17 protein-coding genes and 1 tRNA gene are annotated in these 17,622 nt (G+C 33.9%); 11 read left to right on the top strand and 7 right to left on the bottom strand.

Translation table 11 applies throughout. The features are described 5' to 3' along the window. Window positions 1–2: 2 nt before the first annotated feature. The 5 genes from BFU36_RS01835 (at window position 3) to BFU36_RS01815 (ending at window position 3,921) form a co-directional block, all read left to right on the top strand. Window positions 3–641 (top strand): DUF4443 domain-containing protein, encoded by a 639-nt coding sequence (locus BFU36_RS01835; RefSeq protein ID WP_069281787.1) that lies wholly within the window; start codon window positions 3–5, stop codon window positions 639–641. After that, window positions 617–1,696, top strand: coding sequence for an ATP-NAD kinase family protein (locus BFU36_RS01830; RefSeq protein ID WP_069281785.1), 1,080 nt, complete (start codon window positions 617–619; stop codon window positions 1,694–1,696). Before BFU36_RS01835 ends, BFU36_RS01830 begins: the two co-directional genes overlap by 25 nt. An 85-nt stretch (window positions 1,697–1,781) precedes the next feature. Continuing rightward, on the top strand, window positions 1,782–2,522 hold the full coding sequence (locus tag BFU36_RS01825) for a replication initiator protein WhiP (protein WP_069281784.1): 741 nt from the start codon (window positions 1,782–1,784) through the stop codon (window positions 2,520–2,522). Window positions 2,523–2,743: 221 nt separating this feature from the next. Then, window positions 2,744–3,070, top strand: a complete 327-nt coding sequence (locus tag BFU36_RS01820) for a hypothetical protein (protein WP_069281783.1) — start codon at window positions 2,744–2,746, stop codon at window positions 3,068–3,070. Window positions 3,071–3,105: 35 nt separating this feature from the next. Next, window positions 3,106–3,921 carry a hypothetical protein gene (locus BFU36_RS01815; protein WP_069281781.1) on the top strand — a complete coding sequence of 272 codons (816 nt, stop codon included), beginning with the start codon at window positions 3,106–3,108 and terminating at the stop codon, window positions 3,919–3,921. On the opposite strand, the gene BFU36_RS01810 is transcribed toward BFU36_RS01815, so the two are convergent. Beyond that, window positions 3,860–4,591: a hypothetical protein gene (locus BFU36_RS01810; RefSeq protein ID WP_069281780.1), complete on the bottom strand. Its 732-nt coding sequence runs from the start codon at window positions 4,589–4,591 to the stop codon at window positions 3,860–3,862. The two genes, BFU36_RS01815 and BFU36_RS01810, sit on opposite strands and share 62 nt — an antisense overlap. A gap of 105 nt (window positions 4,592–4,696) precedes the next feature. On the opposite strand from BFU36_RS01810, the gene thsA reads away from it, so the two are divergent. Beyond that, entirely contained in the window at window positions 4,697–6,367 is a 1,671-nt protein-coding gene (gene thsA / locus BFU36_RS01805) for a thermosome subunit alpha (protein ID WP_069281778.1), read from the top strand. Here the strand turns inward: thsA and BFU36_RS01800 are convergent. Further along, window positions 6,364–6,729, bottom strand: a complete 366-nt coding sequence (locus tag BFU36_RS01800) for a hypothetical protein (RefSeq protein ID WP_069281777.1) — start codon at window positions 6,727–6,729, stop codon at window positions 6,364–6,366. The genes thsA and BFU36_RS01800 overlap by 4 nt on opposite strands. A 197-nt stretch (window positions 6,730–6,926) precedes the next feature. Between BFU36_RS01800 and BFU36_RS01795 the strand changes: the two genes are divergently transcribed. Further along, window positions 6,927–7,223 (top strand): hypothetical protein, encoded by a 297-nt coding sequence (locus BFU36_RS01795; RefSeq protein ID WP_069281775.1) that lies wholly within the window; start codon window positions 6,927–6,929, stop codon window positions 7,221–7,223. Here BFU36_RS01795 and BFU36_RS01790 read toward each other — a convergent pair. Next, window positions 7,209–7,592 (bottom strand): hypothetical protein, encoded by a 384-nt coding sequence (locus tag BFU36_RS01790; RefSeq protein WP_069281773.1) that lies wholly within the window; start codon window positions 7,590–7,592, stop codon window positions 7,209–7,211. The genes BFU36_RS01795 and BFU36_RS01790 overlap by 15 nt on opposite strands. Further along, the gene (locus BFU36_RS01785) at window positions 7,579–7,779 is read right to left on the bottom strand and encodes a hypothetical protein (RefSeq protein ID WP_069281771.1); all 201 of its coding nucleotides are present in this window, start codon (window positions 7,777–7,779) and stop codon (window positions 7,579–7,581) included. The genes BFU36_RS01790 and BFU36_RS01785 overlap by 14 nt, the downstream gene beginning before the upstream one ends. A gap of 54 nt (window positions 7,780–7,833) precedes the next feature. Between BFU36_RS01785 and BFU36_RS01780 the strand changes: the two genes are divergently transcribed. From BFU36_RS01780 to BFU36_RS01765, 4 genes are all read left to right on the top strand, one after another. After that, on the top strand, window positions 7,834–9,711 hold the full coding sequence (locus BFU36_RS01780; RefSeq protein ID WP_069281769.1) for an arginine--tRNA ligase: 1,878 nt from the start codon (window positions 7,834–7,836) through the stop codon (window positions 9,709–9,711). Then, window positions 9,712–9,786, top strand: a tRNA-Arg gene (locus BFU36_RS01775). It abuts the gene before it with no gap. Between the two features lie 557 nt (window positions 9,787–10,343). Further along, window positions 10,344–12,860: an adenosylcobalamin-dependent ribonucleoside-diphosphate reductase gene (locus BFU36_RS01770; RefSeq protein WP_069281767.1), complete on the top strand. Its 2,517-nt coding sequence runs from the start codon at window positions 10,344–10,346 to the stop codon at window positions 12,858–12,860. 47 nt (window positions 12,861–12,907) lie between these two features. Then, a complete protein-coding gene (locus tag BFU36_RS01765; protein ID WP_069281762.1) occupies window positions 12,908–13,264 on the top strand; it encodes a transcriptional regulator in 357 nt (118 codons plus the stop codon). A 1-nt stretch (window position 13,265) separates the two neighbouring features. Here BFU36_RS01765 and BFU36_RS01760 read toward each other — a convergent pair whose 3' ends face one another. The 3 genes from BFU36_RS01760 to gatD form a co-directional block, all read right to left on the bottom strand. Beyond that, window positions 13,266–14,312: a hypothetical protein gene (locus tag BFU36_RS01760; protein WP_069281761.1), complete on the bottom strand. Its 1,047-nt coding sequence runs from the start codon at window positions 14,310–14,312 to the stop codon at window positions 13,266–13,268. 74 nt (window positions 14,313–14,386) lie between these two features. Beyond that, entirely contained in the window at window positions 14,387–16,288 is a 1,902-nt protein-coding gene (gatE, locus tag BFU36_RS01755) for a Glu-tRNA(Gln) amidotransferase subunit GatE (RefSeq protein ID WP_069281760.1), read from the bottom strand. Then, the gene (gene gatD / locus BFU36_RS01750) at window positions 16,281–17,615 is read right to left on the bottom strand and encodes a Glu-tRNA(Gln) amidotransferase subunit GatD (RefSeq protein WP_069281758.1); all 1,335 of its coding nucleotides are present in this window, start codon (window positions 17,613–17,615) and stop codon (window positions 16,281–16,283) included. The genes gatE and gatD overlap by 8 nt, the downstream gene beginning before the upstream one ends. Window positions 17,616–17,622: the final 7 nt, after the last annotated feature.

Genomic DNA, 17,622 nt, shown 5'->3' with positions numbered 1-17,622 from the left:
ATATGGATATCCAGATGATCTTAACGAAACTCATAGAAGCTAAACAAGGAAATAAGCCAAAATTCGATGAAGGACATATTATAATGGCACTCCTGCAAATTAAACAAATGCAGCCAGTAGGGAGAATAATATTAATGAAAAACTTAGGTCTGACTGAAGCTTCAATGAAAACAATGTTAAAAAGACTTAGAGAGTTAGAGTTAATCCACACGGATCCTGTAGGGGGAAATACACTTACCGAAAAAGGAGAAAGATTAGTGTCTTGCATTCAAAATAATTCAATGATAAAGGAGTCTGAACTAAAATCCTTGAATTGGAAATCTTACATGATAGTCTTACATGAAGGATCAAAGCTTCTCAATAACTTCTCAGTGCTCTATCTTAGAGATGAGATGATAAGACTAGGTGCAGATAAAGCACTTATATGTATTATTGCTCGAGATGGAAAAATAGAGATACCACCTAAGACCGATGAAATGTCACTCAAGGGGTTAATAGAAGAGATAAGGGAAAATTGTAACGATTGTAGAGAAGGAGACTTGATAACTTTTATTACACCTAATGATCAACATTTAGCATTTTTAATCTTAGCTCAACTAATTCAAAAGTTAGAGATATGCAAAGAATCGGGTTCTTGGTAAACCCCTACGCGGGTTCAGGTGGAAGAATAGGAAATAAGGGAAGCGATGATCTGCATGTAGAAAACCCTGAGATAAGAGATAGGGTACTAAGATTTTTAAAGAATGCACCATTTGAAGCTGAGTATATTATTCCAAAATTTAAAATGGGAGAGTTATATTTTAAAAAAAGCAACCTAACATTTAAATACTCAACAATTGACGTAGGCGACTCAGCGATAACTACTAGAAATGATACGATACTATCAGTGAGAGAGTTCATCAGAAATAATGTGGATATTATAGTTTTCGTAGGAGGAGACGGTACAGCTAGAGACGTATATGAAGGACTTAAAGGTAATGAGAAGATTCCTATTTTAGGAATTCCAGCTGGAGTAAAAATGCATAGTGGCGTCTTTGCCTCGACACCAGAAGCTGGAGCATTACTGCTGTCTAAATTCCTTAAAGGTGAGGCGAAAATCGTAGAGGGGGAAATTCTTGATGTGGATGAGGAGGAATATAGAAAAGGAAGATATGTAGTAAAACTATACTATATAACATTAACTGTAGCTAGCGATAATTTATTAGCTCCTAGTAAAGATGAGATAAGCTATGAGGAAGCCGAACTCGAAGAAATAGCTGATTATGTGATAGAAAACTTGAAAAATGACATATTTTACATTTTAGGTCCAGGAAGTACTGTTAAGTATATAGAAAAAAAGCTAGGGATTTATAATACCAATTTTCTTAGTGTGGACATTGTTAAAAACAAACAACTAATAAAGAGTAATGCAAATTATTTCGATTTATTAGATTTAACCGGGGAGTTAAAGATTATTTTAACACCTATAGGTAAACAAGGATTTATATTAGGGAGAGGTAATCAAGAAATTGGTCCTAAACTTCTTCAGAAAATAAACAAAACCGATATAATTATAATATCTCCTTTGAAAAAAGTATATACCATTGATTGTTTAAGAATTGATACTGGCGATAAATTTATAGATGAAAAACTTTCTGGAATATATAATATTATAGTTGGATATAATAAATTCTATGCAATAAAAACTTGTTACTAAGTACTACTTAGGATAAAAAATGCCAAAATAATTCCAAAGTTATTCTTAGCTTCAGATTTAAGCAGAAACTACAAATATTAGTAAAATGACTGGCGACTATGAAGACAATGACATGGAAGAAGTAATCCAGCAACTTACAAATGATGAGAAGTTCAACGGCAGTCCTAGATCAAAACTCGTCGAAGCAGTTATTATACTATTATATGCTAGACCTTTAAGAACTTCAGAAATAGCGAGCAATTTAGGTTATGAAACTAAATACGTTAGTAGCTATCTCAGCTACTGGAAGAAGAAAGGGTTAGTTTATCAAGAAGGAGGCAGATGGCATTTGAGTAGAAAAGGTGAGGAATTAGCAAAAGAGATACTAGATTCATATACTAATTCTAAGTTCAAAGAAATGCTAGTTCTTGCTAAACAGATACTGGATAGAAAAGAACAAGTTAAACAGACAATGAACTACAAAGAGGAGAAAAAATCGGACAACAAAAATCAAAAAGTTTTGTGGTTTATTGATAACCAAACTAGTAAAGTAAACAAAAAAGGACAAAAACAAGAAATAACGGATTGTATAAAGGAGATTCTAGAAAAATTAGAGGAAGACGAAAAAGAAATATTAATAAATTTACTTAATAAATATAAAGAATGGGGCACAACATACATCTATCTGGATCAACTTCAAGAAGAAATTAGAGCTGACACTAATTGGATCTTTAAAGTGTTAAGAGGATTACAGACTAAGAGGCTTATTTATATTTACCAGGATCCTAGGATGGGAATAAGGATAGGTCTATCTCAACAGTTAAGGAAACTAATTTCAGAATGTTAAGATAAGTCGCATGAATATACGTTCTACTTCTGTGTTCTTGATTTTAATATATACTACTACTATAGATTCTCAGTTAACTGAATTCCTTTGTTGGGAGAAAATTATTTTAAAATAATTATACAAACATACTAAAGGAAGATAATAGACTTACTGGGCTTGTTGTAGTAGTAGTAATGTATTTAATCTATTTATCCAAACTAATAAGCAAGAGGAGGAGAAGTATGTCAGCTAATAAGTCAGTGAAAATGTCCGAAGACGAGATAAATAAAGTATTAGCCAAAGCAGAGAAAGAAGCCGAAAAGAAAGATCATAAGAAACAGTGGATAGAGAGAATGATAAAAAGTGCAAAGACGTATTATAAGTTATGTCCATATTATGACAAGAAAAATGGTAAATGTTTCCTTACATTAGGTGAAAAATGCCAGCGTGAAGGAAAGTATGAAACTTGTCCTATATTCATAGGGTTTCTAGATAACAAATATCAAGAGATTATTGAAAAGAAGAAAATGTTACCAATGGACTTTCAAGATTTGGCACTTATGGTTTAAAGCTTTATAAAAACTGACTTCTAAATAATAACAGATTGCCTAAAAGAAAGAAGGATGAATCTGAAGAAAATAAGAGTTCTGAAGAGAAAAAACCTAAAAAATCTTCTAATAAAAAGAAGAATGAAAAATATGTTGATCCAGACAAACTACTAGATGAATACCTGGACGAATTAGTAAATTTATTAGGATTGTCCTATCTTAACTTTTCAAGAGAAGAATACAAAGAAATTTTAAAGGAGCCTTTTGCATCTGCAGTTGGCGAAGTTAAGTCTAAGCCAAAATTATCAACAATTTTAAATCGCTTGCGTGCTATGGGGGATAATTTGATGGAATTAATAGCTTACAAAATACTTCGTATTAAGGATCTTGAGAAACTTTCTGATGATCAACTTGAATTTGTAACAAACTACACTAGACAAGGTATAGTTCAGCTAGCTGATAGATTATATAGAGAGTTAATTAGAAGAAATAAGAAAGATTTGATAGACATATTAAGGAATAATTGGACACTTTACTCAAATGGGTTTCGTTCTCCTATAAAGTGCCCCAGATGCGGATTTGAGTCTGTAATGCCCGATTTATCTTGTAAAGTGTGTGGTTATACTTTAAGTATGAGGGAGTTGAAGAACACTATAAATGTGATGTCTACCTTACAAGACTATATTAAATTTGATAAAGAGGGTTTTAGCGAGATTCTGAAGTCCGGATTTTTTTATTATACTTCAGAAGGGCCTATACCACCTTCTAAGTTTAAGCCTGTTCAAGGTTTAATATATTACGAAGTTATCCTTAACAAGGAAGAGAAGCAGAAATTAGAGAGCATCTCACGCAGCGTTTTACCGGGGAGTTAATTATTCCTCCACATTCTTCACATCTATAGCTTTTTTCTTCAAATATCCTCCTAGAGTTTTGAAAGGCATGAAACAATTCGTAATTGTCTTTTAAGAGGCTTTTCTCCCACTCTAAAATATCATTAAAAACCTCGTCCATTGTGATGATTTTATATTCATTAACGTTCTCAAATCCGTTCAGCTCCATTAGAGAGGTATTGTAGAATGGCAATAAGTATAAAATATCATTTACTTTATATTCGAAATTCATGAGGTTAACGTACGTATAATCACCTTTAGCAGTAGCATATATTAAATATGCCATCAAGAAGTCTGAAGTGTAAGGTAAGATTATTTTCTTGATTCCACCTTTCTCTGCAACGCATTTAGATTCTGATATGAGTTTCCATATCTCATCATTAATATTATTTGCAGGCTCAATCTCAAGACTCAAATATCCTACATTAAATTTTCTATAGAGTCTACTGATTATATTGATTAATAGTTCAGATAACGGTTTTAGATAAGCAGGATATGCAATTATAATCTTATCGTTTTCTACTAAGGCTTTCCTAGGATAAAACTCTCTTTTAATTCTCTTCATAATCTCGTCTTTAGCGCAAACGGAACATAGCTTTCTCCCCCCTATAGTAGTTACTATATCTCTTTTATTACATCGCTCACAGAGCATAATAGCTGAGGCTTCTGCTATCCCTTAAATAATTTTCTGTGTTTTTATTGAAAGGAAAAACTTTTATATAAGCGATACTAATGTTCTCACGGAACGGTGTAAGATATGGCTGCTCCAGTCTTACTCTTTAAGGAGGGTACAAATAGAACTACTGGTAGAGATGCGTTAAGAAACAACATATTAGCAGCTAGAACTCTAGCTGAAATGCTGAGAACTAGCCTAGGGCCAAAGGGACTTGATAAGATGTTAATTGATAGTTTTGGAGACGTAACCATTACGAATGACGGTGCTACTGTAGTAAAAGATCTTGAGATTCAACATCCAGCAGCTAAGTTATTGGTTGAAGCAGCTAAGGCTCAAGACGCAGAGGTAGGTGATGGAACTACTAGTGCAGTAGTATTAGCAGGCACGTTATTAGAAAAAGCGGAGAACTTATTAGATCAGAACGTTCATCCAACTATAATTATTGAAGGATATAAAAAAGCAGCAGCTAAAATATTGGAAATTCTTCCGCAACTAGGGGTAAAAATTGATGTAAAGAATCTTAATGACGCTTCTACTAGGGCTAATCTCAAGAAGATAGCCTTTACTACATTAGCTAGTAAGTTCCTTGCTGAAGGTAAAGAATTAGACAAAATAATTGATATAGTATTAGATGCAGTAACTAATGTAGCTGAGCCTTTACCCAATGGAGGATATAATGTAAGTTTAGATTTAATAAAGATAGATAAGAAGAAGGGCGGAAGTATAGAAGATAGTATGTTAGTAAAAGGTTTAGTATTAGACAAAGAAGTGGTTCACCCTGGAATGCCTAGAAGGGTGACTAAGGCAAAGATAGCTGTATTAGACGCTGCATTGGAGGTAGAAAAGCCTGAAATATCAGCTAAGATAAGTATAACATCACCGGAACAGATAAAAGCTTTCTTGGATGAGGAGGCTAAGTACTTAAAGGATATGGTAGACAAGCTGGCTTCTATTGGAGCTAATGTAGTAATCTGTCAGAAGGGTATTGATGATGTAGCCCAGCACTTCTTAGCTAAGAAGGGTATATTAGCTGTGAGGAGAGTGAAGAGGAGTGATATAGAGAAGTTGGAAAAGGCTTTAGGAGCGAAGATAATCAGTAGTATTAAAGACGCTACGCCCGATGATTTAGGTTATGCTGAGTTAGTTGAGGAAAGAAAAGTAGGAAACGATAAAATGGTATTCATTGAAGGAGCTAGGAACCCAAGAGCCGTTAACATCTTACTTAGAGGATCTAATGATATGGCATTAGACGAAGCTGAAAGAAGTATAAATGATGCATTACATGCATTGAGAAATGTTCTACTAGAGCCTTATATATTGCCAGGCGGTGGTGCAGTAGAGTTAGAGATAGCAAAGAAATTAAGAGAATATGCTAGAACAGTAGGTGGAAAGGAACAGTTAGCAATTGAAGCATACGCTGATGCTTTAGAAGAAATACCAATGATCTTAGCAGAAACTGCAGGCATGGAGCCCATATCTGCTTTAATGGATTTAAGAGCAAGACATGCTAAGGGTCTAACTAATTCAGGTGTTGACGTATTAGGCGGTAGAATAATTGATGATGTACATGCTTTAAACATTATAGAGCCCATTAGAGTTAAGGCTCAGGTTATAAAGAGTGCCACTGAAGCAGCTACTGCGATATTAAAGATTGATGATCTAATAGCTGCTTCTCCACTAAAGAGCGAGAAGAAAGGAGAGGAAAAAGGTAAGGAGTCTGGCGAAGGATCAAGTACACCATCCTTTGATTAGAAATATTTTTTATTAACTGTTAATGTTATATTAGATTCGTTTATATCTTCTAAATATCCGTCAATCTCTTTTAGTATTTTTTCGGCTGTTTTGATTATATCTTCGTCCTTATAATTATCCTTAATTGCATTTAATAATTTCTTAGTTATATCCATACCTAGAATTAAACTGAGTTCTGTAAAATCTGGACTAAGTAGAAAGTCTATTATTTTCTTAGGATCCCCTCCATAAGAGGAAAAGTTATACTTTACTTCTGCTTCTCCAAGTATTCTTCTGGCTTCATCTAGCCTCTTAGAATCAATTATATTTGGAGACAACACTTTACTTACAACATGCCTCAGGAAGTCTGGCTCTTTCACCATTGTCGCCTAATTATGATAATCTAAATTCTGCAATATAAAGATGTATTCATTCGACTCACCTTACATAATTAATAATTTTAGAAATTATTACTCATTATTCATACATAACGTTGTTATTATTGATCACCGATTGTGTTTTCATAATACGCATAATGCTTAAAAGTTAGAAATGAGAGGTAAACGTGAGTGTGGATAGTATGAGTAATGAAAGCAAAAAGAAAAGTAAGAAATCCACTTCTAATGTTGAAAACAAGCTTAAAGTAGTTTACTCTGATAAAGACGTAATTGTTATGACTGCACCTAACGAAGATGAGTTGAAACAGATATTATTAGACTTATTAAATGAGAAACCCATGAATTTAAAGGAGTTACATAGTATGTTATCCGGAATTGCTAGTGAAGATAAGATAAGAAGAGCGTTAGCTGATCTAGTGGAAAAAGGTAAAATTAATCTATTAGAAGACGGGAAATACGTTAAATTAGGTGCTGAATAAAAATCTATATGGACATTTTTGATACTCCTTATTGCAAAGCGTAGCTTGTTGAGTTACTAAAACTCTGCTTATTGCTTTACAATATGCGATGAATCCTTTCTCGCTCTTTATGAGCTGGTAATTTTCACACGCACTATCAATTACATTTTCTAAAACGTTTATTTTGGGATAAAACTTAATTTCCTGTTCTATACTCTTATCCTCATCATATTTCTCTAATCCTTCCTTAGATTCGTCTAAAAAATATCTGCAAGCTCTAAAATTCCCGAAGCATCTCGAACTCGAGACTACGACATCAGTAGGTTTCTCCAGAGCAGGAGATGTGCAATATCCATTTTTGTAATATTTACAAATGTTATGTTTCTGCAACTTCCCTCACAATCACGTGAACACCTGTAACGTCTTCTTCCTCATTATCAGTCCACTGAGGCAAATGAAGCCTAGTTATCACTACGTTTTCATCCTTTAATAATTCCTTAAGTGATGAACTAACTTCATCAATTTTTGGATTTCCACTATAATCCTCTACTATTAAAATTTCTACTCTCTTCCTCATAACTATATGCTAATTTCAAGTAAATATTAAAAGGTTAAAGGCATAAAACGAGTTGTGGATCTAATAGGAGAAGCTAAGATTGAGATAGCTAAGTTCGTAAGTAAACAACTAAACGTGGATATGAGTGAAGTTTTAAAAAATATTACCTATCCTCCCAGAGAGGACTTTGGAGACCTATCAATACCACTCCCATCAATAATAAAAGGCAATATAAAAGAGAAGGCTAAAATACTAGAAGGTTATGCTGGAGATCTAATAAGCTCTACTAATGTGGTAAATATTTATCTAAATTCTACTCTAAACGTGAAGAATCTGTTCATTAAACTTTTCACTAATTTTGACGAAGAGTATGGATTTGAGAAAATAGATAAAAAGAAGAGAATAATTGTAGAGCATACTAGTGCTAATCCAATCCATCCACTACACATAGGACACCTAAGAAATACAATATTGGGTGATTCCCTGAGTAGAGCTTTGAAGTTTAGAGGACATGAGGTTAACGTTAGGTTTTACGTTAATGACACTGGGAGACAAGTTGCGGTATTGATTCTTGGTTTGAAATTATTAGGCTTTCCTGAACCAGACCCTAACTTAAAGAAGGATCTCTGGTTGGGCTTGATATACGCAATGACTAATGTTATTATAGAGATAAAGAAGCTTAGAGAAGAAATAAAAAAAGTTTCAGAAGTTGAGTACAAGGAGAAGATTAGACAGTTAGACGAAATGGTTACTGTAGCAAATGAGTTAAGAAATAGAAACCAAGCATTATTTGATAAGTTAATAGATGAGATAAATAAGATAGACGACGTTGAAACAGAAATTGGTAAAATCATTAAAGAATATGAGAAAGGTGAGACAGAGCTAAAGAGTATCATTAGGAAATATGTCAAGGTAGCTCTAGATGGCTTTATGGAAACTCTTAGTAAGCTTAATATAAGCTTTGATAACTTCGATTTTGAAAGTGATTTATTATGGGAGAACAAGGTAAATGAAGTTTTAGATAAACTAATCGTTTTGCCTTCTAGGATAAATTATAAGGGAGTTCCAGCAATAGATTTACAAAACTCTCTGGACAGTGATGTTAGAGAAAGGCTGAGAATACCTAAAGGTCTAGAAATACCTCCTTTAGTGCTAACTAGGTCAGATGGTACTACTCTTTACACCGTTAGGGATATTGCGTATAGTTTGTATAAGTTTAATCAATTTAATGCAGATATCGTAATAAACGTGATAGCAGAAGAACAATATATTCCCCAGATTCAGTTGAGAGGTGCTCTTCACCTTTTAGGGTATTCAAATCTAGCTGAAAATTTAGTCCACTACTCTTATGGCATGGTTAACATTCAAGGATTTAGATTAAGTGGTAGATTGGGTAGAATCTTAACCATAGACGAGATATATGAGAGACTATTAGATATAGTTAAAATGAAGCTTAAGGAAAAGGGAGGGGTAATGGATAACGCAGATGAGATAGCTAATGCTGCACTGAGGTATGCTATATTATCAGTCTCTGCGAATAAACCATTATCTTTTGATTTGAATAGAATAGTTAATTTTGAACAGAATAGTGGTCCTTATTTACAATATACATACGCTAGGGCTTTCAATATTTTGCAAAAGTCGACTGATACACTTTCAATAGATAAAGTAGATTTCACTGACATAATTGATGAGAAGAGAAAAATTCTTGTTCATATTGTTAAGTTTCCCGAAGTGTTTAAGAAATCTGTTGACGAGATGAGATTGGAGGACCTAGTTTCGTTCTTAAGAGAATTGGCTGATACGTTTAATAGCTGGTATGATAAGGAAAGAGTTCTGCAAGAGAATAATTTAGGCAGAAGAATAGCAAGACTATATTTAGTTAAAGGCGTTGCTACAGTACTAAAGAATGGGCTAAAAGTTTTAGGAATAAAAGTATTAAGTAGAATGTGAGGACCCGTAGCTCAGCTAGGATAGAGCGAGGGCCTTCGGAGCCCTAGGTCCCGGGTTCAAGTCCCGGCGGGTCCGCACATTTGTAATTATTTAAAAGTTTTTCTCATTAAGCAACTAGTTAAAGTTGAACATCGCAGTAAAAATTAGCGTAAATAAAAGATCATTTCAAGATTTCTAGAGTCTTTAACTCAACTCCTAATTTTCTCGTGCTATTGGTACATTGATGTTTTCATATTTTTGTGATTTTTATTTAAGGTATGAGGATTTTTGTGATTAATTATTTATATGTATTATCTCAGTAACGATCGAAAAGTGTTATTCTGCCCCTAAATTAAATATCGGTAATTATATTTTATTTCCATTAGTATTTCGTTTTTGATTATTTAGCTGCTTTAGCTGGCATCTTGTTTGCCTCTCATATTCTATCAAGACTTAGCTAATTTATTAAAACTTTTAAAATATCGGTATTTATCTATATTGATAAATAAATTAGAAATAAGAATAAAGGAAATATAATTTTTACTCAAATATATGATTGAGCTTACTATTTACTGCGAGTGTTCATGGTAATACCAAGAATAAAAAGAAAGAAAAATATATCCTCGCTTTCAATATTATATAATTGACTTCTAATGGAGAAGCTAATATACGCTACGTCATTGCGTAAGGTCAAGGTAGTGAAGAGAAATGGTAAGCTTGATGAATTTAGGCTAGAGAAGATACTATCTAAATTGACTATATCAGATGATGTTGTAGACGGTATTATAAAGGATATTCAGAATGCTATTAAGGATAATAGCATTGATACTAGGACAATAGCTGATATAGTGGAAAGGAATCTGATAGAAAACTCATTAAAATATCCAGAGCTAATGGAATTAGCAAAGAGATATGTTTTAGCTAGAATTTATAATCATGTTTACGGTAAGGGAAACTGGTCAAAATTTGATGAAAAAGATCTTCTTCTCTCCTATAATGCCTTGAAGGTTTTAGAGGCTAGATACCTACTAAAGGATCCCAATACTCTTAGATATATTGAAACTCCACAGATGTTGTTCAGGAGGGTCGCCAGATTTTTAGCGAGTGTGGAAGGTAAGATTTATAAGAAAAGTGAAGTTGAGGTAAAGAATCTAGAGGAGAAGTTCTATGATATCATAAGTAATTTGAAGTTCATGCCAAATTCTCCTACATTAATGAATAGTGACACAAGACTAGGGATTCTTTCAGCTTGTTTCGTAATACCAGTAAAAGATGCAATGACTACTCCTCAAGGTGACGGGATTTATGATGCTTTGAGGGCAACAGCTTTAGTTCATCAACAAGGAGGAGGGACTGGATTTGATTTCTCTGAGCTAAGACCGAAAGGGGATGTAGTGGCTTCGACTGCAGGCGTAGCATCTGGACCGGTATCATTTATGAAAGTTTTCGATGCATCAACCGATGTTATTAAGCAGGGGGGTAAAAGAAGAGGAGCTAATATGGGAGTTATGCATGTATGGCATGCTGATATTAATGATTTTATAAAGGCTAAGACTGGTGAGCTTAAGGACGTTCAATTACAGAACTTTAACATCTCTGTAGGGGTTTATGACTATTTCATGGAAGCAGTGGAAAGAGGAGAAAGTGTGCCTTTGATTAATCCTAGGAAGACTAAGATCGTGGGAACAGATCACGATTATTATATCACTAAAGCTAGAGGTTATATGAATGAGGAGTGGATTCAAGACGTCATATTAGGTGAGCTAGAAGAGAAAGGAGGAAGTGTGTATCTAGACGATTCGAAGATTATTACTATTGATGAAGCTCTTGTTATTGCGGAAAAAGAGGGAGCTATAACTAAGTACGTCAATGCTAAGTCGTTATTTGACGAAATTGTAAAAGGTGCGTGGGACAGTGGTGATCCTGGTTTACTATTTATTGATACTATTAATAGGAGACATCCAGTTTGGTATTTAGGTAAGATAAATGCTACTAATCCATGTGGAGAAGAGCCTTTGTTGCCATGGGAGAGTTGTAATCTAGGTTCAATTAACTTGGAGAAGTTTGTAATAGAGAGAGACGGAAAGGCTGCAATTGATTGGAATGGTTTAGCTGAGACTATTCAATATGCGGTAAGATTTCTTGACAACGTGATTGATGCAAACCGCTATCCATTAAAGCAGATTGAGGAGGCTACAAAGAGGACTAGAAAGGTTGGATTAGGTGTTATGGGATTAGCTAGGATGTTTATCAAATTAGGCATACCTTATGATAGCGTAGATGCTATATACTTATCTTACCAGCTAGCTAAGTTCATATACTATTATGCACTTAAGACGTCAATTGAGATAGCTAAAGAGAAAGGTTCATTTCCAGCTTATGATCCTAAGCTATATAGGGATGTATGGGAAAGTGCACTAGAATTTAATGAAATCCTAAGAATAGTTAGGGTTAATGATAAAGTGAGTGATTATGTTAAAAAACTTACAGAGAACGTGGATAAATTAGACTTCTCCTTATTAAAGGAAGAGAGGATAAAATATGGTTTGAGGAATTCTACCGTTGTTTCTGTGGCACCTACTGGCACTATATCTATAATTGCTGGCACTTCTTCCTCTATAGAGCCATTATTTGCGTTGGCTTTCGTCAGGAATGTTGCTGTAGGAAAGTTCATAGAAATAGATCCATTATTCTTAGAATATTTAAGGAAGTACGAGCTAGATGATCCAGAAGTTATTCAGAGGATTGCGGAAACTGGGATGATAGGTGAAAATATATTCATGCCTAAATCATTGAGGAGACTATTCAGAACTGCTCATGAGGTTCAACCGATCTATCACGTCTTACATCAAGCGGTTTGGCAACAGTGGAATGATTCAGGGACTTCAAAGACTATAAACTTGAGGAGCGAGGAGCCTGTTGATACAGTTGCTAACGTTTACCTATTAGCGTGGAAATTAGGGATAAAGGGAATTACTGTATATAGAGATAAGAGTAAATCACAGCAAGTGATCTACTTTGGAGTGAAGAAAGAAAGAGAGGAGTATGAGAAGAAGAAGGGGGAAGAGGGGGGTAGTAGCAAACTAGTTCCATCCTCACTTAGATTAGAGAAAAAATTTGTGGAAGTATCAGAGACGTATGCTGGCGGATGTAAGACTTGTGAATTATAAAAAAACATTTTTATTTTTTCATTAAGATAGTATAATGTAGTGAGTATATGTCATTACAGTTACCTTGTGAAGTTTCAGTAAAAGAGATTTTGCCTGCAGTTAGGTCTATTGTAGCTGAAAAATTAGTAAAAGAGAGGAATATGTCTGAATATAAAGTAGCTAGTATAATGGGTTTAACGCCAGCTGCTGTATCTAATTACATTAAGAGTAAAAGAGGAAGCGGTTTAAGATATGTTCTAGAGAAAGACCCTAAGTTTATGAAATTATTATCAGAAGTTGTAGATAGGATTGCATCTAATAATGCTAGTTTGGCTGGTTATTATTGTATTTTATGTTCCGAGGGCAAAAAAGTTTTGAATAAAAATGGATATAATCTAGCTCCTTGCTATTATGAGAGTGTTTAAGTCATATAGCTTTTCTTTTTAGAAATATTTCTGGCAGTTTCTTTACTTCAATTGATATTTTTGCTATTCCCCATCTCCTAATAGGTATTTTTATTCTATCATATTCCGAACTTATATTTAACGGTTCAATTACTTTTGATATTCTAGCGCTTAAATATAAAGTAGCAATTACCGGTTTATCTTCAAAGTTCTCTAATATTATGTCTAAAACATTGCTTTTTTCACTAAACGAAAAATGCAATGGAACAACTGAAGCTGGTTCAAGTCGATAAAGAGATAGAGGAAAAGGTGGTTTACAATCTAGTTCTATAACCTCATTTTCCATATCCCATAAAAGTCTGTGAATTTTTGCCTCCTTTGTGCTTTTAGATTTCACTATCATTATCTTCTTATCACTTTCAGCCTTAATTTCCCCCAAATTAAATTTCAAGTTTAGTTTAGAATTACTTATTATTGAATATGATTCAGTTAATTCCAAGCTAATGGCAAAAGTTTGATTAATCGGCTTTTCATCCTTCTCTAAGTAATATGGATTAATGTAATAGAAATATGGATTTAGAAAATTAGTTTCTAACTTGACGTTATTTTCTTCTAACCTAAAATCGATTTGAGTGTTTGACGATGTTAACCCTTCGCCTATTTCTCCTTCACGCAGTAGTATTTTTCTATTTCCGTTAAAATAATATCTTTCCCAAGGGGATGGGTTAAATATGGACTTGCCTTCCTTACAAGGTATGAGATAATTAATTAGTTTTATGAAATTCTTTTCCTCTATCCTATGGAATTTCCAGGGTATAGATACCTTATTTATAGGTGTTCTTACAATTAACTTTTTTTCATTAGTACCTCCTTCGGTATTCACTATGGATAGATCTGGTCCTACGATCGTTGCATTGTACCTCCACTCAACCTTTTTTGCATCCAATAAATTTAATATCTGAGGCAATTGTTCAAGATGTAAAAGCTCGTCTTCTAATTTAATTACTTGACTTTCAAGTTTTCCAGATGGATAATCAGAGGCTACCTTTAATATATCATCGATTTTCATAAGCGGTCAAGCTCATCATTTTTATCCGACAAATGCCTTCTCTTCATTTCACTTATCAGTCCGAGGGTAATTCTTCATCCTATTAAATCCTTTAATTTTGCCTTAATTAACTCTAGCACTAACTTACCGTCTGCTCTTCCTTTAACTCTACTCATAACTTTTGACATAACAATATTTATCGCTTTCTCTTTTCTTTTATTTATCTCATCTATGTTAGATTTTATTGCATCTTCAACAATCTTCTCTAATTCTTCTACGGGAATTATTTCATATTTCTTCATCACTTCAGATAGACTTACTGAACTTTTGCTACTGGTATATTCCAATAGTATTTCCTGAATTGAGTCCTTACTTATTCTATTTTCATAAATTCCCTTAACTATTTCCTCAATATCCTCCTCGCTGATCTTAGAGATATCTCCGCCCTTTGATTTAACGTATTTCAGCGTATTAGTAATTAGTGTTGCTATTATTGATGGCTGAACTCTTTCTGAATATTTTGAGACTAACTCTTCAAATAAATCTAGTTTTGGATCTCTTAGAATTTCTTTAGCTAGCTCCTCACTTAATCCTAATTTAACGTACTTTTTCAGTTTAACTTCTGGTGGTTCTGGAACTAATTTTTTTGCCTCTTCAAGTAATTCCTCATCTACTCTTCTTGGCGGAATATCAGTTTCTGGGTACATTCTTGCTGAGCCAGGTTGTGGTCTTAAGAATTTAGTATTACCATCTTCTAAGGCACCTCTAGTCTCCTTAGGAACGCCATTCAAAGCTTGAATTACTCTATCTCTAATTGTCTCTATGGCCCTTTCTAACTTCTCCTTAGGTCCGGTTATAATTATAAATCCATCATCTTCTGACACGTTTAATGCCCTTTTTACCTCATTTACTTCCTCAGCGGTTATTCCGTAGTTTGGTAATTCATCAGAGTGCATCAATCCCCCTAGTGCAGCTAACGCTCTAACGTAATCAGCTAATTCTGTTCCAAACCTTCTCTTAGGGGATAACTCCCAACCTAATATCCCTTTAAACTTCGGTAATCTTAATCCATAAATCAATTCTCCCTTATCTAAGGCATTTTTAATTATTTTACTTTTAGTATTTTTAAATAATTCACTTAGATCTTTTACTTGCATATAAGATAATATTAGATCTTTAGTTACACCTCTTTTCTCGAGCTCTTCCTTTATTTTCAAGAGATTGAACTGCCTCATTGCTTCATTTTTTATTATTAATGGAATCAATTCAAGTCTTTGAACTCCCTTTATCTCTATCTTAACTCCTCCTTTAATTGACACGTTTAAGTCTTGTCTAATAGTACCTATTCCTCTTTTTACTCTTCCAGTCATTCTGAGCAATTGGCCTATTTTTAAAGCTACTCTTTCCGCTTGTTCTGGTGTTTTTATATCTGGACCAGTTGATATTTCTATTAGCGGAACTCCTAATCTGTCAAGAGAGTATGTGACTTCATTATTGTTTTCTTCTACCTTTCTAGCTGCGTCTTCCTCAAGAGCTATTGTCTGTATTGTCACGTTTTCCTCTTCAAGTTTACCTCCTATGGCTACTATAGCAGTTCTCTGAAATCCTGTGGTATTAGATCCATCAATTACGATTTTTCTCATCACGTAAACTTCGTCAACAATTTTGCTTTTTAGGGCTAATGCTATTGCCAAGGTTGTCTTCAATGCTTCATCATTTATAGGGTGAGGAGGTTCTTCGTCTGCCTCAACATTACAGCTCGAGTTTGATGATAATCTGTAAATATATTTCCTACCCCTTTTCCACTCAAATAATGCAGCTATATCCACTTCTCCTAGTTCGCTTATTGATGGCCTTAAATACCTTTCTAAGACTCCTTTATATTCCTCATCTAAATTAGTTTTACAATTACAAAATAATTTGTTTTGAGTATTTAGTTGCTGATGTATCTCTAAACCTACTTTTAATCCTATTTTTTCATAATCTATCTCACTCATGAGACCACCTAGGGTATAGATCCATCGTATGTCTGGGATTAATTTCTCCAACTAGATTTGTTCTCATAATCTTTCCTATGCTTTCTACGTCTTGATAATGTGCTAGTGTCCACATGAGTTTAACTAACGCTACTTCTGGTAGCATATCTTCTAACGGCACAACTCCAGCATCCAATAATTGCCTACCAGTAGTATAAACGTTCATGTTAACTCTTCCAAATAAACATTGAGTGGTCATCCCAATAAATATTCCATCTTTTACAGCCTTTCTGAAGAGTTCCACGTAATCCGAAGAAGTATGACCTAATCCAGTTCCAGCTATTATTATTCCTCTCACTTTTGAGTAAGAGATGAGCGAATCTATTATCTCAGTTCTTAAGCCTGGATAGTAGTATAATAAAAATGCTCTATCATCAAATTTAGCATCTAATATAGTCTCATCCTTCTTTTCTATATAATCCTTCCTAAGCATCTCTACTCTTTTCTCTCTCCAAAAAACTTTAGCTAGTGGTTTATCATTTATTGATTGAAATGCATCACGTCTGCTACTATGCATTTTTCTAACTTTAACTCCCCTGTGTGCCAGTGTATATGTGTCTGAGCTTTCACCGTGCATGTTTATTACAACTTCGCCGAATGGAGCGTTCTTTGCTAGTAAGATAGATGATAGCAGGTTTATCGACGAATCGCTGCTTGGTCTATCACTACTTCTTTGGGAACCTACTAATACCACTGGTCCCTTCAATGATTGTAAGGAGAAAGCTAATGCAGATGCAGTGTAACTCATAGTATCAGTTCCATGAGCGATTACAACTCCTTTGTTGCCTGAATCAAAGGCTTCCTTGGTTTTCTCTGCTATTTTTACCCAATATTCTGGTTTCATATTCTCACTAAGAATCGAGAATAATATTTCTGCATCAATACTCGTTATATCTGAAATTTCTGGCAAAAATTGTAAGATTTCCTCAGTCTTTAATGCTGGTCTCACTGCTCCAGTCTCATACTCTACCTTGCTTACAATTGTTCCTCCAGTACTAATTATCTTTATCTCACTACTCTTCTTTTCATTAATGTGTATTTCCTCAGCTACTTGTTTTCCAGTTCTTAACTTATTTAATAATTTTATTTCGCTTATATTGTCTAAAGATAAACCTATATTATAACCATTATCCATCTTTATTACTATTATTTTTTCATCTTTTGAATAACTAGGCATTAGGATACCTTCTATCCTTATACCCTTACTTATAATTTCTAATAAGTCTCCGATATCTGCATTAATGTTCTTCAATAGTTCATAAGCTTTTCCTCTATATCCTTCTAACATTTAAGAA

Source organism: Sulfolobus sp. A20, from assembly GCF_001719125.1.
Classification (GTDB): Archaea; Thermoproteota; Thermoprotei_A; order Sulfolobales; family Sulfolobaceae; genus Saccharolobus.
The sequence above is the reverse complement of the archived record's forward strand: the minus strand, read 5'-3'. Positions and strand labels throughout refer to the sequence as shown.